Origin of the sequence: Microvirga vignae (assembly GCF_001017175.1) — a bacterium.
GTDB lineage: Bacteria > Pseudomonadota > Alphaproteobacteria > Rhizobiales > Beijerinckiaceae > Microvirga > Microvirga vignae.
The window spans coordinates 161245-183768 of the sequence record NZ_LCYG01000020.1; the positions used below are offsets into that span (position 1 = coordinate 161245).

The window sequence follows — 22524 nt, forward strand, 5'->3', positions numbered from 1 at the left end:
CCGTGCAAACCTGGCCGCTTCCATTCATCGCCCATTGTCAATCTCGATGGAGCGGCAAACCCCTCCAATCGGGCATTGGGCGGTGTCAACCGTCCTCACCCAGGCCGGACGTGCCGTTTCCTGGAGAGCGCAGAAGCTCGCGTCCCGCACATAGCGGTCATAGGTCGTTGGCCCTGTGCGCAGCACGGCCGCGCCCTGCGACACCACGATCCCCCTGGCCTGCGCACAGGTCATGGCAAGGGTCGTCGGTCCCGGCTGCGCGATGGCGCCTGGGGCGAAACCTGCGATGGCGATGGACACCAGGATGGATCTCATGACTTTCTGCCTTTTCGATTCATCCTAGCCCACCCGCAACCCCGTGCTTGACCGAGGGAGACAATCCTTTGGCAGTTTGGGCCGCCGATCCGGCCGTGAACGGGAGATGCCGCGATGACGAGCTGCATGCAGCAGCCTGACTGCCGCCCATGCCTGCCATCAAGGCATCATGGTCTGGCTCCGGGAGCCCTCATCCGGCATTCGACCCAAGTGGATCGGGATCACTCTCCAGGGCTAGCCAGTGGGCCGCTGCATTGGCGCCCTCACCACTGGACGGGCGTCGCTGACTTAAACTGCCAAGATATTGTCCCATTCTGTCAAGCAGGCTGCCTTGGCCGACCTACAGTGATCCCATGGGCAATCCTTGGTCTCTCCCGTGGCGGAGTGTCCTGACACTCGGATCGTCAGCTTGTCCAGGTCCCAATGGAGACCTGTCCTGGGCGTGCACGGGCAATGTGAGCCCCGGCATCAGACTGTATCCCGCCACGCCAGACCAAGCCTCAAACCGTTGGTCCCATCTGAGATGGTCTTGGACGGATGCCTTTTGGAGGAGGACACGATGCGAATTGCGGGACTTGTGGGTGCCACTGGGCTTGGCCTTGGCATTGCGTCGACGTGGGTCTCGGGCGCGATCGCGCAGGGAGGCCTAGCAGCCTATCAGGGCGCTTGGCTGTCCGGGGGCGCGGATTGCGCAGAGGTTTACGCGTCCGCGGGGAAAGGAACCTCGTTCAAGAGGCCGGTCGACATCTTCGCGCCCGCCTTCATCGTCTCCGGCAGCCGCCTGAGGACGCCTCAGGCATCGTGCCGCATCAAATCGGTTCGGCCGAGCGGTGATCGTCAGCTCTTGGTCCTCGGATGCGCCAACGCCGTGGCGGGCAACGAGGTGCGGGTTCTCATGGCGCCGCAACCGGACGGCTCGCTCAAGCGCTACTTCAACGCCCAGGACACGATGGGCACCGCGTACAAGCAATGCTCGCGATAAGATCCCTGGGGACAGCGGCTTTCGCAAGCCTTCCCCGGTCACGGTCAAGAAAGGCGAGCTCAGACGAGCCATCAGTCGAATAACAGCAAGGGGTGCGATGGTGACTTCTTTGAGAGCATCGACAAAGCGACAGGTTTTTTCCGTGGCGGCCGCAAACTTACTCGGCTTGGCCCTTGCGACGCACTCGGCTCTCGCGGACAACCCTGCTCCCGCAGCGGCGCTGGAGATCGGGGCGAGGTCGGCGGGGATCTCATCCGAACGGTACGGATCCGCCAAGGCACCAACACGAAAGCCGACGAGGAAGCAGCCTGACCAGTCCGGCAACTTCGTGTACGGGATCATCAACCAGATCCGGGCCCAAAGCGAGGAGCTCTGCGCCCGCTACGGCAGCCCGGGCGATTGCCTGGAGGAAGCCGAGATCTGCCTGACCATGCGCGACTCGGAGGACAATCGGGTCAGGCTGTGCCTCAACACCATTCCCGGAGAAGGCGGAGGCGACGGAGGCGCTGTGCAGAAATCACGCCTGAGACGGTAGCCTCGATGATCATGGTGCATGATGCGGCCTGCGCGCCGAATGGTGTTATAATTAAGGTTGAGAACCGCGAGCGTCCGGCCTGCATGGCCGTGCTCATTGCCATGCATTTCCGATGAACGGGTCTGCACGACCAAGAGGAACTTCGAAGAAACAGAGGGGGTGGGCACGAAATCTTTGGAGGTTGTCATGAGGAAACTCGCAACTGTCGCCGCTGCCGCCTTGATGACGATGGGCAGTGTTGAAACGGCGGACGCGCAGTACTGGCGTGGCCGCGGCTGGGGCTATCACGGCGGTTATTATCACCATCACGGCGGCTGGGGCGGCGGCGCCGTCGCGGCCGGGCTGATCGGCGGGGCAGTTCTCGGAAGCCTGATCACCGCAGCCGCCACTGCCCCCGCCTATGGTTACGGGTATCCCGCCTATGGTTATGGATACGGGTATCCTGCCTACGGCTATTATGGCACGTGGCCGGGCTACTATTACCCGCGTCCCGCCTACTACTATCCACGGCCTGTCTATTATGGCCCGCGCTATTACTATCCCCGCCGAGTCTATTACGGTCCGCGTTACTATCCGCGCCGCGCCTATTATGGCCCTCGTTACTACGGGCCCCGCTATTATGGCGCATATCGGGGCTACTACGGCCCGCGCTACTTCGGACCTCGCGTGGCCTACCGCCGGTATTATTGAGGTCGTGCCGCGAGGAGCCGCTGGGACTTTCAGGGGATGGCGTACTGCGCCGTCTTCAACCAGGCCTGAGGGATTTGAGCACGATGCAGGCGAGAGACTACGCGGCCACCGAGATCCTGCGTGACGAACGCAGGGTTGAAATCCGTGCCCTCAGGCCTGAGGACCGGGCTGCCCTGCTCGCCGCCGTCAGCCGGACCAGCGACCAGTCCCTCTACCGGCGCTTCTTCGCCTTCAAACGCGGCTTCACGGACCAGGAGGTCGACTTTTACATCAATATCGACTTCGTCAGCCACGTCGCCCTTGTTGCGGTGCTGGAAGAGGACGGGCGACCGATGATCGTCGGCGGAGCGCGTTACATCGTGGGGCAGCCCGGTCAGGCCGAGGTCGCCTTCGCCGTAGACGATGCCCACCAGGGGAAGGGCATCGGCACGGCCCTGTTGCGCCATCTCGTTGTCTTGGCCCGTCAGGGCGGGCTCAAGGAGCTGATCGCCGATGTTCTGCCGGTCAACACCGCGATGCTGAAGGTCTTCGGGACCAGCGGACTCGGGATCACGACGCGGCAGGAGCCGGACACCACCCATGTCGTGCTCCAGCTCTCCTAAGTTAGTGCATCGTACGGATCCGGAGGGCCGCGCTAGCGAATAACCGGATCCACTTTTCGCTGACGCGGCCCTTCGGGTCGCGCAGACGATGCGCTCCTCTGGAGATTGAGCATCGGATGAACCCAAAAGCGGAATCCACTTTTCTCGTCCGATGCTCTAGCCTCCCCCTGAAAGGTGAGGGCTCGGGCACTCTCCCAAATGCCCAAGCCCCCTAAACGCCTTGGCCAAGTCCGAGGATGAAGTCCAACCAACCACGGGCGCCTTGTCCGGATCAGATGCTGCCGGCGAGACGGCTGGCTGCCAGCATTGTGGCGCTCCTTGAATTTCCTGCCTTTGGGGCCACTCTGGCTCGGTCGCCGTGCCGGACTTGACCGATGGGGACGATCCTTTGACAGATCAGGACATTGAAAAGGCCCAATTCCGGGTCAGCCTCGCCGTGGATCGGGCCTGACGTGATGGCGGCGCCTGGGGCAGTCAGGAACGCCAGGAGATCATCGGCACAAGACGTTTATGTTGCTGCGGCACAGTTTCATCCTCCAGACCAGGAAGGGGGCGAGGCGATGGCGGAGGCGCAGCCGCAGACCGTATCCACGGCCCAAGCGACGGATCCGGTTCACGCCTGGATCATGGCGGGCCTGCTGTTTCTGTTCATGCTGATCAACTTTGCCGACCGGGCGGTGCTCGGCCTCGCCGCCGTTCCGATCATGCAGGACCTTGGACTGACCCACAGCCAGTTCGGCCTGATCGCGACGAGCTTCTTCACCCTTTTCTCGGTGGGAGGCGTGATCGGCGGCTTCCTGGTGAACCGCGTCGCCAGCAAGTGGGTGCTGGCGGCCCTCGCGTTGATCTGGTCCCTATGCCAGCTGCCCATGATGCTGTCGGTCTCGGTGGCCGCTCTGGTTGTGAACCGGGTCGCCCTCGGCTTCGGCGAGGGGCCTGCCTACCCGGTCGCGCTGCATGCCGCCTACAAGTGGTTTCCGAACGAGCGCCGTGCCGTCCCGACGAGCCTCATCGCCATCGGCGCCTTGGCGGGCAACGGCATCGCGGCACCGGTGATCGTCACCATCGTTGCCGGATGGTCCTGGCACGCCGCATTCGGGCTTCTCGGTGCGGTTGGCCTCGTCTGGTGCGTCGCGTGGCTGGCGATTGCCCGCGAGGGGCCCCTCACCCCGGATGGCCTGAGCTCCGACGAGCCCATGGCGCGCCCGTCGTACCGCCGGCTGTTCAGGTGTCGAACGGTCATCGGCGTCCAGATTGTCGGCTTCTGTGCCTACTGGCTGCTGACGCTAGCAGTCGTCTGGCTGCCGGCGTTCCTGAGCCAGGCCTTCGGCTACACGCCGGTCCAGGCCGGTTGGATCATGATGCTGGTGTCACTCGGTCAGATCGTGCTCCTGCCCGGCCTATCGACCCTGTCCGACGGCCTGAAGCGACGCGGCGTTCCGAGCCGGCTGGCGTGCGGATCGGTTGCGTGCGCCAGCACACTCGCTGCGGGTCTGATCATCATTCTGTTGGCGCGATCCGAGGGGTCGCTGCCGATCATCGCGTGCACCGTGATCGCCTTCTCCCTCTGCAACGTGATGTTTGTGCTTGGACCTGTCCTGATCGCCGAGGTCACTCCGGTCGAGCGGCGCGGGGCGGTCCTCGGCGTCTCCAACGCGATCACGACGCTGGCCGGCCCTCTCGCCCCGGTGATCACGGGAGTGGTGGTTGATGTCGGCACCCGCCCGGCGGACGGGGTCCGCACAGCCCTCCTGATTGCGGGAAGCCTGACCATCCTGGGGGCGCTTGTGGGATTTGTCCTGATTGACCCGGAGGCGGATCGGGCCCGTAATCCGCTGGATTCCAGGGATGAAACCCAACCAGCGTAACAGCTAACCTGCGCACCTGCGTCCCACGTGGGGTTCGAAGCGTTCAGAGCGCTCCCGACCGACGGCCACCGGCCGTAAACTGGCAAGGCGCTGTCCAAAGACATCAAACACGCCGCCAGGCACTAGGAAGTTCCCGATACCGGGAAGTCACTCCGGTCCAAGGTGCCCGTGGCCTCGGACAGGGTGAACAATCACCCAGCCCGACGGCCACCCACCGGCGCGAGAGGATCACTGCACGGTGCCGCGGGACCGGCCGCCCGGGATGCTGCAGGAGCATCCGGTACCAATCGGCGCCGAATTGGTCAAAGCGCAGGTCCGGACCGGGGTCACACAGTATCCGCCAGACGCCGATGCCACCGGTGTCTGGTAGGTGGAGTACGGGTAGCCGTAATACGGATAGTTATAATACGGGTACGTGGCCGCCGCCCCGATCACCGCCCCCGTGGCTAGACCCCAGCCCCAGCCGCCATAGTAGCCGCCGTAATACGGATAGCGCCTGTAGTAGCCGCGGTAATAGGGATACCGCCCACTGTAATACCGATTGCGCCCCCCATAATACGGATAGCGCGCGCCCCAGGAGCCCGACGGACGCACGCCGTACCGCCAATCACCACGATTGCCCCAGCGGTTGTCGAAGCGGCCGCCCGGATTGCTGATCGCAGCCGGGCGAAAGCGCCCGGCTCCGGGGCTGATGCCGGCCACGCGGCTTGGCATGCCGGACCGGGCGGCAATCGCACCAGTGCGGAAGCCACCACCTGTTCCGACTCGGGAGGCGCCCATGCCACCTTGAGGAATCCATATCCGCGGGCCTCCCATGCTACCGCCGCCCATGCGGGCACCACCACCGAAGCCGCCGCTCATGCGGGCGCTTGGGCCGCTAAAGCCACCGCCGCGGCCGCCACGCTGGGCCTCAGCCACATCCGGGATCAGAAGAGTGCCTGCTGCGAGAGTGATAAGAGCCAAGAGAGTCCTGTTCATTGCCATCCTCCCTTTCGCCGCCCGGCGCACAGCACAGGGCAGGCTATCATCGGCAGAACACATTGTGATCACGGTAGGAAAACCTGCTTGATCGTTTGAGACAAGCACTTGGCATTTTGCGACGGAGGTCATGCAAAGAGCTTCACTCCCCCGAGATTTCCTCCCATGCGAAAATCCGGCAGAAGCTCAACAAACTGGTGCATGTCAGGGAGGCGATTTCAGGCCGCTAACCCACATGGACCGACGCTTGAGGCGATTCCTGGTCTCAGCGTAGGCCGATCTCAACGCCGCTCACGTTGGCGTTCAGCTCCAGTCCGATGTTGCGGCCGCGCAGGTCGAGCACGATACCCCTCGCATTCTGCAGACGAATGCTCGATACGCCGCCGCCGGCGGCGGCTCCCACGCCAACGGCCGTATAGGTGCCGGCGATGTCGGAGGCTCGGCGCAGGTTGTAGGCGCGTCCGACTAGGTCGGCCTTCGAGGCCCCAATCGTCGCGCCGAAGCTCAAGCCGCCAACACTCAGCGGATAACGCCGCCCCTGAAAGACGAGCGTGCCTCTGCCGCCGCCGATGCCGACGATGAACCCCGCCTTGGCAATCTCGACGTGGACCGTGCCGGTTGCGGCCCATCCTGGTGCCGCCAGCCCCAGCGCGAACGTCACCGCAAGGGCAACCAGACCAGAACGAAGAGTATGGTGGAATGTGAACATGGATCCCTCCCTCTTCTCACGTTCTCACGGGCAGAGACGAACCCGGGACCTGGCGATCACAAGGCTATGATGGTCTCGGCACGGGCGCTTGCCATCAGCCGAGGCCGGTTGCGAGGCAATCCGCTCGCTCTCCCGCAGTGCGTGACCGCTCGGGTTACAGCTGGCACTGGATCGTGCAAACACTGACCCAGAACGTTCCAGCGGGAAACCGTCACCCGCCGATCCGGCCCCCTCCGTTCACGGACTTGGTGTAGATGGTCATCAGTTTGCCTATCTCGGAATTGTAGTCGCGGAGGGTTTCCTCCATCCAGCGGGATTGAATGGCCGTCACGTCCGCAAGGTTCTTGCAGGCCATCATTTCGCGGGTGGTCTCGGCGTCCTTTTCAAGCCGCATAGACACGAAGCTCATCATCTCGCGCTGGCATTCAGTGGCCGCGGCGAACCACGTTTCCGTGGCGTTCGCCAGGGCGCGGCCGCTGTCGCCTGACAATGCATATCCGGCACCGCTTCGCAGTGTGTCTGATGTTCCTGAACTCTTCGACATGGTGGCCATGGATCGTCCTCCTTGAACAGAATCCTTCTTCAGACTGAAAGAGGCGCCCCCTCGCCTGCTCACAGGCGGCGGAGGGCAAAGTCCGCCCGTCGTGATGTCAGTGCCCGCCGAGCACGAGGGTCTGGATGGGATACAGCAGTGCCTGGATGCGCAGGATCATGGCGTGCACGAGCCCGACGGCATCCACACCATGAAGGGCAAGTCCCTTCAGGGTGCCGACCTGACCCGAGGCGATCAGATCGTGATTGCTGGAGTAAGCATTGGCGATGCAGCTGCTGCCCGGCGTGACGCCGTCGAACCCGCCCTCGTAGAGGGGTTCAAGAAAGACCAGGATGGTCCCCGGCCGCGTCACCTGCTGCGGGTCGATCAGCTGCTCGCCGCTACGGATCTGGCCGGCTGCAATGAAATCCTGCACGTCTGTCACCACCATTGGGATGACCGTCCAAGGCTTGGACGCGCAGGTGGCTTCGGCAGCCATGCCGACCTTCATCACCTGTGCCTCGACCTGGCCGAAGCCAGCCTGCAGGCGTCCCCGGCCGGCGCCCTCCGGGATCAGGACCCCAGCCGGACGCATGAGCGGGTTGACGATGTCACCCACCCGCAGCGTGAACTGCTCCACCCGCCCATCAATACCGGCCCGAACGACGGTCTTGTCCAGATCCACCTGCGCCTGGGCCAGAGCGGCCTCGGCGCTGGCCTTCTCGGCCGGCAGCAGGGTGGTGAGCCGCGCCTCGGCCTGGGCCTTGGCGGCGGTGGCGGCGTCAATGGAGCCCTGGCGTCCCTCGACGGCCACCTGCAGCTTCTCGATGTCCCGTGTGGCGACCGCGCCCGGATTGCGCCGGTAGATCTCCTGCTTGGTCTCCAGTTCGTCTATCGCCTGCTGATACGCGCTCCGGGCCTCCTGGATCTTGCCCTCGGCCGCCTGGATGTCCGTCTTTGCGACGACCAGCGCCGCGTCGACCTCGGCGATCTTGCGACGGGCGGCCTCCGCGGCCGCCTCCTGTTTCGAGCTGTCGAGCCGGAAGATCGGCGCGCCTTGTTTGACCGGGCCGCTCACGCCGCCGACAAAGACTTCAGCGACACGCCCGTTGGTCTCCGGAAGGATCGGGATCGTTCGGAAGAACGCCGTGGCATTCGTGGTCGACGGATGATTGTAGAAGATCACCGTGATCAGCCCCACCGTGAGCATCAGGCAGGCAATGATGCCCCACCGCAGCTCGAACCAGACCGAATAGAGCGTGATCTCCTTGCCGAGCCGCTTGCCCTGGGCATAGCGGCGGTAGAGATAGTCCGGCAGGATTGTCAGCAGGGAGCAGAGAAGAAGCTCAAGCATGGATCTTCTCCTTCGAGATTCGAGCAGGAGCGATGGTCTTCGGCACTTCGACTGCGCCCCCACCTGACGCTTCGGCCGGCGTGACTTCGGCGCCGATCTCATCCGGGGCCTCGCCCGCGCCCTCGCCGGGCTTCAGGCCGGCGATCTTCTCAAGCGACCCGGCGATCCGGCGCAGCGGATTTCCAAAGTCGGGAATGTCGATCAGGGCGAGCAGCAATCCGGCCACCCAGAACAGATGCACGTGCGTGAACAGCGCCAGCAGGCCCAGAATTGCGACGATCTCGAATTGCAGCTTGTGGCCCCTATGGGCGATCCGCTCCGGCAGGGTGTGCAACCTTAGGAACAGGAGCCCGACCGCCAGCACTGCGAGCACCAGAAACACCGCTACGATGACCATGAGGACGTCGGTCTCGCCGGGCGCGGTGATGAACGCCGGCAGGTGGTGGGGAGCCGCTGGGTTAAGTGCTGCGGTCATACTGTTTCTCCCATTGCGCAGATTGAACCATTTTCTCAGGTCAGCCTCGCCCCATCTGCCGCTAACACCCGCTGCAGACGCTGCGCAGGGTGCGGTTCAGACGGCGGTCCATTTCGCGCATCTTTCTGTCTGCCTCCGTCCTGCTTTTGTCCGCGTTCGTCTGCACGTCTTCCTGCTGCTGAACGGACGACGGGGTCGGCTGCCGGAGCTTGGGCCTGTCAGGCGAAGATTGCTGATCCGGCGCCTGGGCCACGGCGGTTCCGACCCAAAGGAGCGCTGGAATCGCAAGAGCGGTGAGTCTGCTCAACGACAAGGGAATGGAAGCCATCTGGACCTCCTCTTGTTCGCATGTTCAAGCGTCGGACCAGCGTCACGCCATGATGCTGAGCCCGCCGTCGACATAGGTCGTCGTCCCAGTGAGGCGCCGGGCGAACGGCGTCGTCAGGTAGGCGGCCGTGAGGCCGACATCGTCGATGTCGACCAGCTCGCCGATGGGGGCCCGCTCGATGGCCTCGGACAGAAGGACGTCGAAGTCCTTCAGCCCGGAGGCTGCCCGGGTTTTCAGCGGGCCTGGCGAGATGGCATGCACGCGGATGTGCTTGTCGCCCAGCTCGTAGGCGAGATAACGGACGACGCTCTCCAACGCCGCCTTCACGGGGCCCATCAGGTTATAGTTCGGCACGACCTTGTTGGCGCCGTGATAGCTCATTGCCAGGAGCGTCCCGCCCTCGGGCATCAAGGGTTCGGCGAGCCGCGCCATGCGGACAAACGAATGGCAGGAGATGTCCATCGCCACCTTGAATCCCTCGTCGGAACTGTCGACGAGCCGTCCCTGCAGATCCTCCTTCGGGGCGAAGGCGATGGAATGGAGCGCGATGTCGAGGCTGCCCCAGGTCTCGCGGATCTGCCGGAACACGGCCTCGAGCTGGCCGCTGTGAGCCACGTCGCAAGGTGCAAAGATCGAAGCCCCGAGCTCCATGGCGAGCGGCTCGACATAGGGCCGGGCCTTCTCGTTGAGGTAGGTGACCGCAAGGTCGGCCCCGAGCTCGCGGAAGACCCGGGCGCAACCGTAGGCAATCGAATGCTCGTTGGCGATGCCGATGACGAGGGCGCGCTTGCCATGCAGGATCTTCGACTGGATGGCGACTTTGGTCAGGTCTGTCGATTGATCGTTCATGAGCTTCCCCTCGTGCGTCGGTTGTCGCGTGCGTGACGGGCGGATGCTTGCTTGGCCACCGCTTCAGGACGGACTTCTGCCGGGTTTTCCGCCAGCGTCACCGTGATGGGCTCGGCTTTCGCCGTGCCGCTTGTGTCCTCTTCGGCGAGGAGGCGCCGGATCTCGCCGAGCAGGGTGACCTGCTTTTCGTTGGCCTCGATCTGGCCCTCTACACGGTCGAGCAGGTCCAGCAGCCTGCGCCGGTCCGCAGAGGTTCGCAGGAGCTTCGGAAGCGCGGTGAGCGCCTTCACCGGTTCGAAGTCGACGATGAAGGACTGCTCGCGGATGATCTCCCGGGCGGCCTCCGCCGGCATCTCCATGAGGCCGATCTCCCGTCCGACGAGCTCGCGCGCCCGTTTCATGGTCGAGAGCCTGCGCCGGCCCGTGCCGGCCTTCATCAGCAGGAGCGCCGCGCGGACCATGGCTTCCGTCCGGTCGCCCTCCGCGATATGCGCCAGCGCCTCCTTGACCAGCGGAGCATTCCGCACATCGATGGGTTCCTCCGCAACGGCTTCCCTTTCCTCCGCGGCCATGCCGATGCTGGCCGGACCGTAGGCGCGGAAGAAGGCGTTCTCCACTGTCGCATCGCGCAGGTCGCGATAGAGGTCCCACGAGGCGGAGGTCACGGCGGCCGTCCAGCGCTCCATCATGGCCATCGGGCCGTCATTGTCGCGCGGCGCCCGATTCGCTCTCGCCAAGTCGGCCATGCCCTTGAGCGGCCACAGGAAGGGATTGAGGTCCGACACCGCCCAGCGCTGCGCCCTTTGCGGATTGAACGCCCGGGCGAACCCGGCCGTGGCCGGGGTGACCATGGGCGCCACGAACGGGTGCACGAACGTCTCGTAGGCGGAAGCAAGCGCCTCCGAGGTCCTCTCAACCGCCTCGAATGGCATCTCATCCTTGCGGCTGTATTTCTGCAGAACCTGCAGGTCCTCGATCCGTCGCTCGGTCAACAGCACGTCATAGCGAACGCGCCCGTTCGCCTTCTGCTCCTCGACCTGCATGCCGTAGAGCCCCGGCGGGAGATGCTCGATGTAGTCGATCAGGTCGACGATCTGGGTGTACTCACGCTTGGCGACAGCGCCTGAGACGAAGATGCCGAGATGGCCGACGCTCTTGTGCATCAGGCCGACGATCACCTGTCCGTTGGCCTTGAGGGCCTCGGTGGTCGGATAGAGATCGGCGACCCAGTTGAAGGCCTGTTGCGGTGGCGTGATGTTGTCGCCAAGCGATGCGAACAGGATGATCGGCGACTTGATCGACCGCAGGTCGAAGGCGCGTCCCTCGGACCATTCGGCGTCGCCGGCCGCCAGATTGTTTCCGACGAACAGGTTCTCGACGATCCACTTGATCTCCTGCCGGTTCATCAGGAAGAAGCCGCCCCACCAGCGCTCGAACTCCAGGAAGCGCTCCGGCTCGGTGTCGATCTTCGAGAAGAGCGTGTAGTACTTGTCGAAATAGGTGTTGGCCGGGTTGAGATATTCGAAATTCTCGACCAGGTAGGCCCCGTCGAACTTGCCCGCGCCAAGATCACTTGCGAACAGCGCGGGCCAAGTGCCGCCGAGAATGCCGCCAGCATAGCGCATCGGGTTCTCGCCGTCATTGCCGGCCCAATACGACATCGGCGCCCCGTTGATGACGATAGGACCGACGAGATCCGGTTCGACGGCGCCGACCAGCATCGAGGCCCAACCGCCCTGGCAGTTGCCGAACAGGACGGGCTTGCGGGTCTTCGGATGGCGCTCGCCGACGATGCGGAGAAACTCGGCCTCGGCGCGGGAAACATCCGCCAGGGTCTGTCCGGACACCGGTTCCGGGAAGAAGATCACGCAATAGACCGGATGCCCGGCCTTGAGCGCCACCCCGACCTGCGAGTCCTGCTTGAACCCACCAATGCCGGGCCCGTGGCCCGCCCGCGGGTCGATGATGACGAACGGCCGCCGGTCCGGGTCGGTCTCAATCCCATCCGGTGGGAGGATGCGCACGAGGGCATAGTTCACGGGCCGTTCAAAGGTGCGGGCGTCCGCGATCATCTCCCAGTCAAAGGCCAGCAGCGGCGGCTTGCCGGCCTTCTCGTGCTCGATCCAGTTGTTGCCGCGCTGCCGCAGTGTGTCCCAGAACAGGATCGAGCGCTGGGTGAAGTCGAGCCAATAGGAGCTGGCGTCGCGCCAAAGGTCGAAAGGCGGCACCGAATGGTGCGAGTCATCTCTCATTGGCTCACTCGCAGCCTTCACGGCATCAAGGTAACGCTGCACGGCCTTGGTGCACCGCTCCTGATAGACCTCCGTGACCTTCGTCTGCACGCAGCCGAGTTCGGTCAGCCTCGTGTCTAGGCTGTGGTGATTGCTGTCGGTCGCCGGTTCGGTTCTTGGCATCGGAGTCATCCACCCATGAAGGTCGTGATTACTGCTTGGTGTCGCCCCACTTGAGGAAGAAGCCGACGTCGCCCGGCAATCCGCCCGGCCACTCGATGATCATCGCGCTCAGCCTGAAGCCAGCATTCTTCAGCTGGTCACGCCATAACTCGTAGGCCTGACGCGGGCGTCCGGTGAGAGTGTCGGGCCAGGTGGGATCCGAATTGTTGATCGCGCGGCCATGGTCGGTGCACAGCGCGTTGGGGAAGCGCATGACCATCAGCTCGGTCTGCCCGCGCTCCGCCGCTGCCCGCAGCTTCGACTTCAGCGGTTGCAGGATTTCCTTCAGGCGCTCAGGAGTCAGGTCGATGGGCTCTGCCATCCGCTTGATCAGGTCCTGGCGCGCCTTCTCGGCGCGGTCCATTCCCTCGACCGATTTGCTGGCTTTCGCCATCTGCATTTCGGTCATGTAGGTCCGCAGGTCGGCGGCCGACATGAACGTCTCGTCCCCGAGTTCCTGCTGGCCCTTCTCGTCCGGCCTAGTCTTCAGCGTTTCCATGACAACAACCTCCCTGTTCAGGATGCGAGCTTGTCTTGCATCGCGCCGAGCATGCTGCGCGTCTGCCGGGCGATTACGAGTTCCTCGTTGGTGGGGATGACCCACGCCGTGGGCCCGGATTGGGAAGAGATGCGCGGGCCGCCGGTGCGGTTGGCGGCCTCATCGAGGGTGAGCCCGGCCCAGGCGAGGCCGGCGATCACCTCGGCGCGGGTCGCCGCGTCGTTCTCACCAATGCCGGCCGTGAAGACGATCCCGTCGATGCCGCCCAGCGCAGCCACGAGCGAGCCGATTTCGCGCGTGATGCGGTAGACGAACAGGTCGATAGCGCGCCTTGCGTCCACATCGGTCGCCGCTTTCGACCGCAGAACCCGCATGTCGTTCGAGATACCGGAAACCCCAAGGAGGCCGGACTTGGTGTAGAGCACGCGCTCGGCCTCTTCCGGCGTGAGTTTCATTTCCCGGAGCATGAAGAAGACGACCCCGGCATCGATGGCGCCACAGCGGGTTCCCATCGGGAGGCCATCGAGGGCGGAGAAGCCCATGGTCGTCGCGACGCTGACGCCTCCTTCAAGGGCGCAAAGGCTCGCGCCGTTGCCGAGATGCGCAACGACCACCCTGCCCTCGGCAAGGCGTGAATCGTAGTCCTTGAGCACGGACGAGATGTAATCGTAGGAGAGGCCATGGAAGCCGTAGCGCCGCACGCCGCGCTCACGCATTTCGCGCGGCAGGGCAAACAGGCTCGCGATCTCGGATTGTGTCTGGTGAAAGGCCGTGTCGAAGCAGGCGATCTGGGGCATTCCGGGAAGGCGTCGGTGAACGATCCGGATCGGCTCCAGGTTGTGGGGCTGGTGCAACGGCGCAAGCGGCACCAGCGCCTCAAGCCTCTGAATGACGGCCTCGTTGACCAGAACCGGGCGTGAAAAGGCCTCGCCGCCATGAACGACCCGATGCCCGATGGCCACGGGCTTGCGCTCCTCCCGAAACTGGCTCAACCACGAAACGAGGTGCATCAGCGCCTCCTCATGCCCGAACCAGTCGCCGGAGTCCCACGTCATCTCGTCGAGGACGGCGCCGCCCGCGTCCTTGACCAGGAAATGCGCCGATCCCCCCAACCCTTCATAGAGGCCCTTCCAGACGAGCCGCGGCTCCGCGCCGTCCAGCATGTCGAAAACCTGGAACTTGAGGCTCGATGACCCTGCATTGAGGACAATGAGGACCGGTGTCATGGCTCAGACCTCCGGAACGGAAAGCTGCTTGCGCTGCGCGTCGGCCACGAGCGAGGCCACGGCACAGGAGGCCAGCCGGGTGATCGTCGAGTCGGCCCGGCTTGTCAGGATGACCGGCACGCGGGCGCCGAGCACGATGCCGGCGGCATCCGCGTCGGCCAGAAAGGTCAGGCTCTTGGCGAGCATGTTGCCGGCCTCGAGATCCGGGACCACAAGCACATTGGCCTGCCCGGCGACCGGCGACTGGATCTTCTTGATTTTCGCCGCGCCGAGGTCGATGGCGTTGTCGAGCGCAAGGGGACCATCGAGGATCCCGCCCGTGATCTGGCCGCGGTCCGCCATCTTGCACAAGGCCGCGGCCTCGATGGTCGAAGGCACCTTCGGGTTGACGGTCTCCATCGCCGACAGGATCGCGACCCGCACCGGATCGACCCGCAGCGCCCGGGCGAGATCGATGGCATTCTGGACGATGTGGATCTTGTCCTCCAGCGTCGGCGCGATGTTCACCGCCGCATCGGTGATGATGAGCGCGGTCTCATGGTCGGGTACGTCCATGACGAAGCAGTGGCTGATCCGGCGTGCGGTGCGCAGGCCGCCCTCACGGCGAACCACCGCCCCCATGAGCTCGTCCGTATGCAGGCTCCCCTTCATCAGGGCCTCGGCCTGCCCGGACCGCACCAAGTTGACGGCTTCTTCCGCCGCCGCATGGCTGTGCGGCGCGTCGACAACGCGCATCGCGGAGACATCCTTGCCCAGCGCCTCTGCGGCGGCCGCGATCTTGGCCTGTGGCCCGACGAGAATTGGCTCGATCAGACCGAGTTCGACTGCCTCGAACACCGCGCCCAACGAGGCCGCATCGCAGGGGTGTGCCACGGCAACCTTCAACTTCGGCAGAGACTGAGCTGTTGCCACGAGCCGGTCGTACTTGTCGTGCCGCCGCTGGCCGTGCTGTGGCGCGTCTTGCGCTGAAACCGCAGCCGTCATGATGACCTCCTCGCTCTTCTACCGATGGTCACTCGCCATGGCCGCGGGGATGCCGGAATGCGGGGGCATGCGGAAGCGCCTCCCATGCCCGGTTTCACGACCGTCCGGCCTGTGTGCAGATGCAAGTATGGGCCGCTCCCATCCCGCTGCTTGACCCATTGAGCCATTGTTTTGACAGTTTAGGACTTCCCTGCGGGAACTACCCTGCGGGGAATGTGCGATGCCCCCGCCTCGCCCGCCCCGGTAAGACTTGCCTGCCTCGGGCAGGAAAAGTGTCGTGACGTCATGATTTTAGAGGTAAGCCCTACCAGGGCTCCTGCCCCGGACGGTCAGGTCAAGGGAGCATCCGGCCTTGTCCTGGAGGCGGCACAGGGCTCGCCTCTGCCTGCAGCCGGATCAGAAAGGTTTGTCCGGCCAGCTGGGGGGCCGAAGCCGGCGTCCTCGCGAGGTCAGCGCAATTTGCGGAGCCGGCGCACCTTCCGGACATGGGGATGGCTGGCGCGCCATGCCGACGGGGGCTGCCCGGACCAGCGCCGGAACGCGCGCGTGAAGGCGCTCGGCTCGGAGTATCGCAAGACCGTCGCAATCTGGCCAAGCCCCATATCGGTGTTTTGCAGCAGTTCGCACGCGATCTCGAAGCGGATCTCGTTGGCCACCTGCCGGAACGCGTGTCCTTCCGTGCGCAGGTAACGGTTCAAGGTGCGGCGGTGCATCGAGAAGAGACGGGCGATCGTGGCGGCGGAGCAGGTGTCCCTGAGCAGTTCGATCCGAAGCACACGACGCAGATCCTCGGTGAGGGGACCAGCACCATTGGCTGAATGCGGCCCGGCCCTGCGGATGGATGGCATCTCCATGGCTCTTTCCCCCTTTCTGGCAACCTTGGCGCTACCGGACCTGCGATCATCCCCTCCCCGTCGGCCCGCCTAATCGCTTGGGACTTCCCCTTGACGGTTGGCGAAGCCATCCGGGGCACCCGATCAGCCACCCTCCTCGGGCGGCTTGCCTTTGACGAGGGTGAGCACTTGTCGGGCGGCGGCCGGCTCGGCTTCGTCGCGGCCCGCCACCTGCACCGTGGGAAATGCGAACCTGATCCCGTTCTCGTCGAAGGCCTTCTTGAGCATCGCGTACGCCCTGCGACGGATCACAAACTGCTCGCCTGGCCGGGTCATCATCTTCATGCGCAGCTGGATGGCGAACTCGCCGAACTGCTCCACGCCCTGCATCTTGAGCGGCTCGATGAGGTTGGGTGCGAACTCCGGATCGGCTGCGAGCTCCTTGCCGACCTGCTTGATGACCTTCTTCGCCTTGTCGAGGTCGGTATCGTAGGTGACGTTGATAGTCATCTTGTCGATGACCCAGTCGCGGCTCATGTTCTCGACTGCCCCAAGCTGCCCATACGGGATCGTGAAGACTGGACCGCGATGGTGCCGCAGCTTCACCGAGCGGAAGCCCAGCTTCTCCACGGTGCCCTTATAGCTGCCGCTCTGGATGTACTCGCCAACCCGGAAAGCGTCGTCGAGCAGGTAGAAAATCCCGCTGATGACGTCCCTGACCAGCGTCTGCGAGCCAAAGCCGACGGCGACGCCGAAAATCCCTGCGCCCGCGATCAGGGGGCCAATGTCCACTCCCAGCGACGAGAGTGTCATCAGCACGGCCACCGCGGCCAAGACGATGAAGGCGGCCATCCGGAACATCGGCAGCAAGGTCCGGATCCGCGCTTGGCTCAAGGCGGCCTCGCTGCCCGGAGGAGCCTCGGCCTGCAGGCGCGACAGACGCCGGTCGATGTGTGTCTTCACGACCTGCCAGATGAGGTCCGCAACGAGCAGGATAACAATGCTGCTGAGCGCACCGCGAACCAGCCGGGTCCCGACCGTGTCGCGGCTGGTCAGCTCGACCAGATCAATGTTCCAGACCCGGGCCAGGAACAGGGCGGCCGCGACGATCAGGAGCGCCCGGATGCCTCGATCCAGGTAAACGGCACCCAGCTCGTGATGGTTGGCGGCCTCCGCGCTCCCCGGCGGCCGCAGAAGGTGACGGGCGGACCGCTGGGTGATCTTCACTGCCTGAGGCAGCACAACGGCGACGACCAGAAGCCAGAACAGCCCTATCAGACCGGCAACCCACAATCCCCACAGCAGGACCAGGTGGAGCGACAGCAGCCACTCCCCAAGGACATGATGACGAGGAGGATGCTCAGCCGCCTCTGGCACAAGGGTGGGAGAAGATGGCCATCGCCAAACGGCCTCGACCGCCAGCACCAGAAGACCGAGCCCCAGGACGTAGGCAACGAGCCTGCGTCCGTCGGGCGAGAACCCGAGGGTATGCACGAGTTCGACAGTCGCCCAGCCGAACGCGAACCAACCAACAAACAGTACCAAGCGGCGGTACCAGAACCGGGCCGCCCTATCGGCCATCGGAATGACGCGCAGAGCTTCAGGATCGTGGCGGCCCATCGGCCGGGGCGAGAGCAAGATTCGACCGCCCAGGAGAGCGAACCGCAGCAGGAGCGCCGCAAACAGATAGGCTAGCACGATCCGCCTGAGCAGCGGCGGCCAATCGAAGACGAGAAACGCGCCGATGCTCCCGATCCCGAAGATCGCCACATGGGCCAGACCGAACGCAAGGCGCCAGACTGTCATCCGCACGCGCTCGGCCGCTGTCTCGATCGGACCGGAGATGTTGCGGTCGCGCGCGGAGGCCGTGGCCTTCCGGAAGAGCCACTCGGCTCCAGCGCCGAGGCCGAGAAAGCCGAGCACAAGGAGAACGACATCAAGGAGGGACCGGCTCTGAAGCTCCTGCGACAACAGAACGGCGGCCCGCTCGACCTCCTGGGGGAAACGGGGCACCGCCGCCACAAGGGACCCAAGATGCGTCCGCAGCGCCTCGACCCGCGTCGCCAGCATCTCGGAACCCACGCCTTGCGGCTCGGAGGATGTGGGCTCTCTCGGGGACGCCGCCGGCTGCCGCTGCTGATCGATCCATGTCCGGATGGCAGGGTCGTCCAGGAGCCTGAGAAGCTCCTGGACTTGGGGTGGCGGAGCGGCCGGAGCCGCAGCGGTCTGCGCGCAGGCTGGTTCGGCCCCGGCCTGAACCGCGAACAGGAACATCAGGCCCCGCAGGGCCCCGGCCACCGACCGAAATCGTGTCGCTTTCACGCTCCGCTCCAATCAGGGCTGGCTACGGGCAGCGGTAGACGATCTGGCCGTAGGAGTTCACAACCTGCTGGCAGCCGGGAGCGGCATAGTAGTATGTGCCGGCCGCCGCGGCGCCGGCCGCCGTTCCGTAGGCCACGGCCCGGCGAGTGGTCCGGCGGGCCACGCCGGCATAGCTCATGGGTGTCGCGGGGCGACCCACCCTCGCCTCCGCCTGGCTGATGAATGAGCCGGACGGAATAGGCTCGCTACCGCTCCAGAAGAGAGTCGCGCCGCCGGCCAGGAGCGCGGGCGCAGCCCGGGATACTAATTTGAGTGACATGGTCATTTCGCACCTCCGGGAACGACACCGGATGGGATCTCGTCGATGTCCTTGAGGAGAGTGATCGCAACCCCGCTGGAGCCTTCCGGCGGCTTGAACGTGAATGCGTCCGTCGCCGGGCTGACACCAGTTTGCCAGTCCCGAAGCCGCAGCGTGTACTGGGGCGCGGCGCCCACCGCTTTGCTTGTTATGACATATTTGCGGGGAAGCGGCCGTTCGCCGACTTCGACCCAGATCTGCCAGTCAGTGTCGAGGTTACGGAATGCGAGATGCTCGCACTCGACACCCTCTATCACGCCGCGACCGATGTGCTTGGCCTCCAGCACCCCTGCCATCAATTCATCATAGGGTTTTGACAGCAGGAGATCCGCGCCTGGAAGTTCGAGCGGGGCCTCGGTCCGGAGCCGGTCGACAACCTCATCGAACGTGCCGGTGGCGGGAATCTGGGCAAACTTGTTGCCACCGCGATCATGGATCGTGACATTGGACCCATCTGAGATGAGTTCGACATCGGCGTAGCCCCCGGTGCGGCTGACGCGGAACTTGTTCGGGCGGCTCAAGGTGACCTCGCCCGAGGCGCTGAACTGGATCTTCTCGACGGCCGGGGTCACCACCTCGACATCTGCATCGTATTTCAGTGACAGATTCTCCTGGCGGCTGACGTAATCTGACATGGCCTTCAGGATGTTCTGAGCAGCACCGTCCTCCGCCCACGCGGCAGGCGCGAGTGCGCCCGTGATGGCCATGCCGGCGAGAAGGCCCAACGCGGATTTCGTGAGCGCCACACCCGGACGCGAACAGATTCGTCGGTTCATCGTGTGATCCTCCCTGGAACTTCCCACCGGAGCAAAGCCGTGGGAGCGTCGAACTGCGCTTTGCCGGATCGACAGCCGGTACGGTCACTCTAGGCCCGCCGGAACCCTGTGCTTGACCGGTGGGGACAATCTCTTGACAATTTTGGCCGCCAGCACGTCAACCCGGGTGGCCTTCACCACGCCAGGCGGTGGGCGTCTGACCCGACCAGCGCCGGAAGGCGCGGGTGAAGGCGCTGGCCTCGGAATAGCCCAGAGCCGCCGCGATCTGGCCCAGCGGCACCTCGGTATACTGCAGAAGCTGGCGAGCGATCTCGAAGCGGATTTCGTTCGTGATCGCCCTGTATCCCATCCCGCTGCCTTTGAGGCGGCGGCTCAAGGTGCGCCGGTGCATTGCCAGCAGGTCGGCAATATCCTCCGCAGAGCAGCGCTTGCTCGTCAGCCGGGTACGCAGCAGCCGCCGAATATCGTCTGAAAGAACGGAACCCTGAGCGCCCTTCATCTGCTGGATCCGTTCCTCCAGCAGGGCCCGCACCATGGGATCGGCGCCAGCGATCCGGCGATCCAGATCACTGGTCGGGAGGACGATGACAGCTGTCTCCTGATTGAATCGGACGGGAGCCCGGAAGTGGCGCCGGTAGGGCTCCTGATCTGCTGGTGCGGCCCGTGGCAAAAGCACCTCAATCGGGTTCCAGTCGGGGCCGCACAGAGCGCGTATGGCGTTGAGCGCTACAGCGAGGGATCCGTCCGAGATCTGATCCGCGCTCTCGGCCTCGGGCTGGTAGACCGAGAAGGAGAACAGGGCCGTGTCTCCGATGAGCCTCAGCGACGGGACAGCCCCCCGGTTCTGTATGCTCAGGTTTGACACGAGCGCTCGCATGGCGTCGCCTAGCGTCTCCGAATGCAACATCAGGCGCCCGACCATGCCTAGCGACAAGATCGTGGCGCGCTGGCCGACCAGCAGCCCAAAATGCGGGCAGCGGGTGCGTGTCACACTCAGGCTGAGCAGTCGGCCCAAGGCAGCATGCGGGATCACGTTCGTGCCATCGTCGAACAGATGCGGGTCGAGCCCCGCCTCGCGGATAACCGGATCGGGATCGATGTCGAAATCGCGCAGGGCCGGGGCAATCTCCTTGGCAACCCCTAGATGGATGTAGCCGGGCGGAAGGGTTCGCCCGGGGCCTGCCAGAACAGAGGGTGAGATTGATACGCGTTGTCCGAGACTTCTACTCGTACTCTTGGACGCAGGCCCGATGTCGTTGGTCATCGCCAGGCCCTTTCGCAGAGTTCTGAAATCTATCTTGGGACCGCATAATTGGTCCGCTCGAACGCCAACGCCCTGACCGGATCAGGCTAACATAGGCTAATCGGCAATTGAGGCCCAATCACGAAAAATGCCCGCTCTTTTCCCTGCCGCTGTCCCGTCTGGTCAAAGGCCTGTCTTGAAGCGTCAAGCCGGCCGTCAGGTCAGCGCAATCATCGAGCTCCTGCGGAGGCCGGAGTGAGGTCCGGGACGCGGCAGATCACGGAGGGGCTGCGGATGAGCCTGGACCAGCTCATCAGTCTTCTCGTCGCCGTCACCTTGATCGAAACGATGCTTGCCAGCGGGCTCGGCGTTCGGCCCGGTGGTATCCTGGCCATGCTGACTCTGCTCGGCGCCAGCCTTGGGGCCGGGTGGGTTGCCGGCGGTCGGTGGAGCGGGGACCGTGAAGCGGTGGCCTTCACAACCTCGATCCGCAATGTCGGCCTTGGCCTAGTGATCGCAGCCGGCGGTTTCGCCAGCCCATCCCGGTTACGGCGGTGCTGGCCTATGGGCTCGTCCAAATGGTCGGGTCATTCCTGCTGGCGTTGTGGCGGCAGCGGATCCCGTCGTCGGCGGAGGCGCGGCCTGACGGTCGCGAGGAAGAACTGAAGGGTCTCCCACGCTGCCGAATCTAGCGAAGAATTCCATCCTGACGCTACCTGCAGAACTTCTATCCCCTGAGCAGTTGGAGGACTGCTAAGAGTCAGGTACTGAAGTTCTCGTGCCATTTTGCAACGTCTGCTTAGGGCAGGATTGCTGCCCTCGGGCTTAGGTCCGCCTCGTGCCAGGAGCGGTCATTCCTGTCAGCTGTTCGGATTGGAGAAGGGCCGAGTGCAGCGGCCGTGTTTCTGCCTTACTTAGCGACGCTAGAGGTGATCGACGCGATCACCTCCGAGGCCTTCTGGAAGGCCGCGTCCCGGTCCGTGATGCCGTGGCGCCGGGCGATGTACTGGAAATCATTATAGACCGTCCACACTGTGCCATTCTCATCTTCCGAGATCAGCAGCCGCACTGGCCAGTCAATGCCAACATTCGGGTTCGAGGTGATGAACTGCGAGCCGAGCGCAGGATTGCCGAACACCAGAAGGGTCGATGGTCTCAGTTTGATTCCTGCATCAGAAGCGAGCTTCGACTGGTCGACGGCGAAGAAGAACATGATGCCCTTTGCGCTGACATTCTGCTTGATCCGGTCGATGGTTTCATTGAACTGATAGGCGCTTTTCACCTTCACAATGCCGTTCTCAAGGGTCTGCTGACTGGAGTCCTCCGCTCTTGTTGTGACGGGGGAAAGAGCGAGCGCGAAGGGGATCAGGGCAGCGGCACATAGATCTGCAATGCGGGTAGCCATTGGGCACTCCTTCGGTTGCCGCCCACGCACCGCGCGTGAGCCATGGCAGCAGCATGAAGAAGGTCGCCTGCATGTTGAAATACCGAGTAGCTCCCAAATCGATACCCGTCAGCTATCGCCGGCGCGAGCATGCGAGAAGAGGGAAGCTCCACACATAGTCGCAGGCGCTCACAGCCGTGCCGCCGTCATAGCCGCCCGCTATCGGCTC

At 64.3% G+C, this 22524-nt stretch carries 24 protein-coding genes; 6 read left to right on the forward strand and 18 right to left on the reverse strand.

Annotation, left to right across the window (positions count from 1 at the left end):
* Positions 1-24 precede the first annotated feature (24 nt).
* On the reverse strand, positions 25-315 hold the full coding sequence (locus AA309_RS08970) for a hypothetical protein (protein ID WP_047188650.1): 291 nt from the start codon (positions 313-315) through the stop codon (positions 25-27).
* 559 nt (positions 316-874) lie between these two features.
* On the opposite strand from AA309_RS08970, the gene AA309_RS08975 reads away from it, so the two are divergent.
* The 5 genes from AA309_RS08975 (at position 875) to AA309_RS08995 (ending at position 4992) form a co-directional block, all read left to right on the forward strand.
* Positions 875-1297: a hypothetical protein gene (locus AA309_RS08975; protein WP_047188651.1), complete on the forward strand. Its 423-nt coding sequence runs from the start codon at positions 875-877 to the stop codon at positions 1295-1297.
* Between the two features lie 142 nt (positions 1298-1439).
* Positions 1440-1832 (forward strand): hypothetical protein, encoded by a 393-nt coding sequence (locus tag AA309_RS08980; RefSeq protein ID WP_047188652.1) that lies wholly within the window; start codon positions 1440-1442, stop codon positions 1830-1832.
* A 186-nt stretch (positions 1833-2018) separates the two neighbouring features.
* Positions 2019-2522, forward strand: coding sequence for a hypothetical protein (locus AA309_RS08985; RefSeq protein WP_047188653.1), 504 nt, complete (start codon positions 2019-2021; stop codon positions 2520-2522).
* A gap of 83 nt (positions 2523-2605) precedes the next feature.
* Entirely contained in the window at positions 2606-3124 is a 519-nt protein-coding gene (locus AA309_RS08990) for a GNAT family N-acetyltransferase (protein WP_047188654.1), read from the forward strand.
* Between the two features lie 560 nt (positions 3125-3684).
* On the forward strand, positions 3685-4992 hold the full coding sequence (locus tag AA309_RS08995; protein WP_047188655.1) for an MFS transporter: 1308 nt from the start codon (positions 3685-3687) through the stop codon (positions 4990-4992).
* A 228-nt stretch (positions 4993-5220) separates the two neighbouring features.
* Here the strand turns inward: AA309_RS08995 and AA309_RS31815 are convergent, their stop codons facing one another.
* From AA309_RS31815 to AA309_RS09075, 16 genes are all read right to left on the reverse strand, one after another.
* On the reverse strand, positions 5221-5970 hold the full coding sequence (locus AA309_RS31815; protein WP_052954589.1) for a hypothetical protein: 750 nt from the start codon (positions 5968-5970) through the stop codon (positions 5221-5223).
* A gap of 265 nt (positions 5971-6235) precedes the next feature.
* Positions 6236-6679 (reverse strand): lipid-binding SYLF domain-containing protein, encoded by a 444-nt coding sequence (locus AA309_RS09005; protein WP_047188656.1) that lies wholly within the window; start codon positions 6677-6679, stop codon positions 6236-6238.
* A 211-nt stretch (positions 6680-6890) separates the two neighbouring features.
* The gene (locus tag AA309_RS09010) at positions 6891-7232 is read right to left on the reverse strand and encodes a phasin family protein (RefSeq protein ID WP_047188657.1); all 342 of its coding nucleotides are present in this window, start codon (positions 7230-7232) and stop codon (positions 6891-6893) included.
* Between the two features lie 97 nt (positions 7233-7329).
* Positions 7330-8565, reverse strand: a complete 1236-nt coding sequence (locus AA309_RS09015; RefSeq protein WP_047188658.1) for an HlyD family secretion protein — start codon at positions 8563-8565, stop codon at positions 7330-7332.
* The gene (locus AA309_RS09020; protein WP_047188659.1) at positions 8558-9040 is read right to left on the reverse strand and encodes a hypothetical protein; all 483 of its coding nucleotides are present in this window, start codon (positions 9038-9040) and stop codon (positions 8558-8560) included. The genes AA309_RS09015 and AA309_RS09020 overlap by 8 nt, the downstream gene beginning before the upstream one ends.
* 61 nt (positions 9041-9101) lie before the next feature.
* Complete coding sequence (locus AA309_RS09025; protein WP_047188660.1) at positions 9102-9368, reverse strand: hypothetical protein; 267 nt, start codon at positions 9366-9368, stop codon at positions 9102-9104.
* Between the two features lie 42 nt (positions 9369-9410).
* Entirely contained in the window at positions 9411-10217 is an 807-nt protein-coding gene (fabI, locus tag AA309_RS09030) for an enoyl-ACP reductase FabI (RefSeq protein WP_150117458.1), read from the reverse strand.
* Complete coding sequence (locus tag AA309_RS09035; protein WP_052954590.1) at positions 10214-12631, reverse strand: DUF3141 domain-containing protein; 2418 nt, start codon at positions 12629-12631, stop codon at positions 10214-10216. The genes fabI and AA309_RS09035 overlap by 4 nt, the downstream gene beginning before the upstream one ends.
* A 28-nt stretch (positions 12632-12659) precedes the next feature.
* Positions 12660-13169, reverse strand: coding sequence for a hypothetical protein (locus AA309_RS09040; RefSeq protein WP_047188661.1), 510 nt, complete (start codon positions 13167-13169; stop codon positions 12660-12662).
* A gap of 17 nt (positions 13170-13186) precedes the next feature.
* Entirely contained in the window at positions 13187-14395 is a 1209-nt protein-coding gene (locus AA309_RS09045) for an acetate/propionate family kinase (RefSeq protein ID WP_047188662.1), read from the reverse strand.
* Between the two features lie 3 nt (positions 14396-14398).
* The gene (locus tag AA309_RS09050; RefSeq protein WP_047188663.1) at positions 14399-15379 is read right to left on the reverse strand and encodes a phosphate acetyltransferase; all 981 of its coding nucleotides are present in this window, start codon (positions 15377-15379) and stop codon (positions 14399-14401) included.
* 449 nt (positions 15380-15828) lie between these two features.
* Positions 15829-16233, reverse strand: coding sequence for a helix-turn-helix domain-containing protein (locus AA309_RS09055; RefSeq protein WP_150117459.1), 405 nt, complete (start codon positions 16231-16233; stop codon positions 15829-15831).
* A gap of 123 nt (positions 16234-16356) precedes the next feature.
* Positions 16357-18534: a mechanosensitive ion channel family protein gene (locus tag AA309_RS09060; RefSeq protein WP_244470304.1), complete on the reverse strand. Its 2178-nt coding sequence runs from the start codon at positions 18532-18534 to the stop codon at positions 16357-16359.
* A gap of 22 nt (positions 18535-18556) precedes the next feature.
* Positions 18557-18859 carry a hypothetical protein gene (locus AA309_RS09065; RefSeq protein ID WP_047188664.1) on the reverse strand — a complete coding sequence of 101 codons (303 nt, stop codon included), beginning with the start codon at positions 18857-18859 and terminating at the stop codon, positions 18557-18559.
* Positions 18856-19668 (reverse strand): DUF2092 domain-containing protein, encoded by an 813-nt coding sequence (locus tag AA309_RS09070; protein ID WP_047188665.1) that lies wholly within the window; start codon positions 19666-19668, stop codon positions 18856-18858. Before AA309_RS09070 ends, AA309_RS09065 begins: the two co-directional genes overlap by 4 nt.
* Before the next feature lie 157 nt (positions 19669-19825).
* On the reverse strand, positions 19826-20932 hold the full coding sequence (locus tag AA309_RS09075; RefSeq protein WP_052954592.1) for an AraC family transcriptional regulator: 1107 nt from the start codon (positions 20930-20932) through the stop codon (positions 19826-19828).
* Positions 20933-21166: 234 nt separating this feature from the next.
* Here AA309_RS09075 and AA309_RS09080 point away from each other — a divergent pair, with 234 nt between their 5' ends.
* Positions 21167-21577, forward strand: coding sequence for a hypothetical protein (locus tag AA309_RS09080; RefSeq protein WP_150117460.1), 411 nt, complete (start codon positions 21167-21169; stop codon positions 21575-21577).
* A 244-nt stretch (positions 21578-21821) separates the two neighbouring features.
* Here AA309_RS09080 and AA309_RS09085 read toward each other — a convergent pair whose 3' ends face one another.
* Positions 21822-22316 carry a DUF302 domain-containing protein gene (locus tag AA309_RS09085; RefSeq protein WP_047188667.1) on the reverse strand — a complete coding sequence of 165 codons (495 nt, stop codon included), beginning with the start codon at positions 22314-22316 and terminating at the stop codon, positions 21822-21824.
* Positions 22317-22524 lie beyond the last annotated feature (208 nt).

What these genes read in the sequence shown, in the direction of transcription:
- AA309_RS09070 (WP_047188665.1), bottom strand. Translation starts at nt 19,668, where the DNA reads ATGAACCGACGAATCTGTTCGCGTCCGGGTGTGGCGCTCACGAAATCC.
- AA309_RS09020 (WP_047188659.1), bottom strand. Translation starts at nt 9,040, where the DNA reads ATGACCGCAGCACTTAACCCAGCGGCTCCCCACCACCTGCCGGCGTTC.
- AA309_RS09050 (WP_047188663.1), bottom strand. Translation starts at nt 15,379, where the DNA reads ATGACGGCTGCGGTTTCAGCGCAAGACGCGCCACAGCACGGCCAGCGG.
- AA309_RS08975 (WP_047188651.1), top strand. Translation starts at nt 875, where the DNA reads ATGCGAATTGCGGGACTTGTGGGTGCCACTGGGCTTGGCCTTGGCATT.
- AA309_RS09025 (WP_047188660.1), bottom strand. Translation starts at nt 9,368, where the DNA reads ATGGCTTCCATTCCCTTGTCGTTGAGCAGACTCACCGCTCTTGCGATT.
- AA309_RS08985 (WP_047188653.1), top strand. Translation starts at nt 2,019, where the DNA reads ATGAGGAAACTCGCAACTGTCGCCGCTGCCGCCTTGATGACGATGGGC.
- AA309_RS08990 (WP_047188654.1), top strand. Translation starts at nt 2,606, where the DNA reads ATGCAGGCGAGAGACTACGCGGCCACCGAGATCCTGCGTGACGAACGC.
- AA309_RS08995 (WP_047188655.1), top strand. Translation starts at nt 3,685, where the DNA reads ATGGCGGAGGCGCAGCCGCAGACCGTATCCACGGCCCAAGCGACGGAT.
- AA309_RS09065 (WP_047188664.1), bottom strand. Translation starts at nt 18,859, where the DNA reads ATGACCATGTCACTCAAATTAGTATCCCGGGCTGCGCCCGCGCTCCTG.
- AA309_RS09075 (WP_052954592.1), bottom strand. Translation starts at nt 20,932, where the DNA reads ATGACCAACGACATCGGGCCTGCGTCCAAGAGTACGAGTAGAAGTCTC.
- AA309_RS09010 (WP_047188657.1), bottom strand. Translation starts at nt 7,232, where the DNA reads ATGGCCACCATGTCGAAGAGTTCAGGAACATCAGACACACTGCGAAGC.
- AA309_RS08970 (WP_047188650.1), bottom strand. Translation starts at nt 315, where the DNA reads ATGAGATCCATCCTGGTGTCCATCGCCATCGCAGGTTTCGCCCCAGGC.
- AA309_RS09005 (WP_047188656.1), bottom strand. Translation starts at nt 6,679, where the DNA reads ATGTTCACATTCCACCATACTCTTCGTTCTGGTCTGGTTGCCCTTGCG.
- AA309_RS09045 (WP_047188662.1), bottom strand. Translation starts at nt 14,395, where the DNA reads ATGACACCGGTCCTCATTGTCCTCAATGCAGGGTCATCGAGCCTCAAG.
- AA309_RS09085 (WP_047188667.1), bottom strand. Translation starts at nt 22,316, where the DNA reads ATGGCTACCCGCATTGCAGATCTATGTGCCGCTGCCCTGATCCCCTTC.
- fabI (WP_150117458.1), bottom strand. Translation starts at nt 10,217, where the DNA reads ATGAACGATCAATCGACAGACCTGACCAAAGTCGCCATCCAGTCGAAG.
- AA309_RS09035 (WP_052954590.1), bottom strand. Translation starts at nt 12,631, where the DNA reads ATGCCAAGAACCGAACCGGCGACCGACAGCAATCACCACAGCCTAGAC.
- AA309_RS09015 (WP_047188658.1), bottom strand. Translation starts at nt 8,565, where the DNA reads ATGCTTGAGCTTCTTCTCTGCTCCCTGCTGACAATCCTGCCGGACTAT.
- AA309_RS31815 (WP_052954589.1), bottom strand. Translation starts at nt 5,970, where the DNA reads ATGAACAGGACTCTCTTGGCTCTTATCACTCTCGCAGCAGGCACTCTT.
- AA309_RS09055 (WP_150117459.1), bottom strand. Translation starts at nt 16,233, where the DNA reads ATGGAGATGCCATCCATCCGCAGGGCCGGGCCGCATTCAGCCAATGGT.
- AA309_RS09040 (WP_047188661.1), bottom strand. Translation starts at nt 13,169, where the DNA reads ATGGAAACGCTGAAGACTAGGCCGGACGAGAAGGGCCAGCAGGAACTC.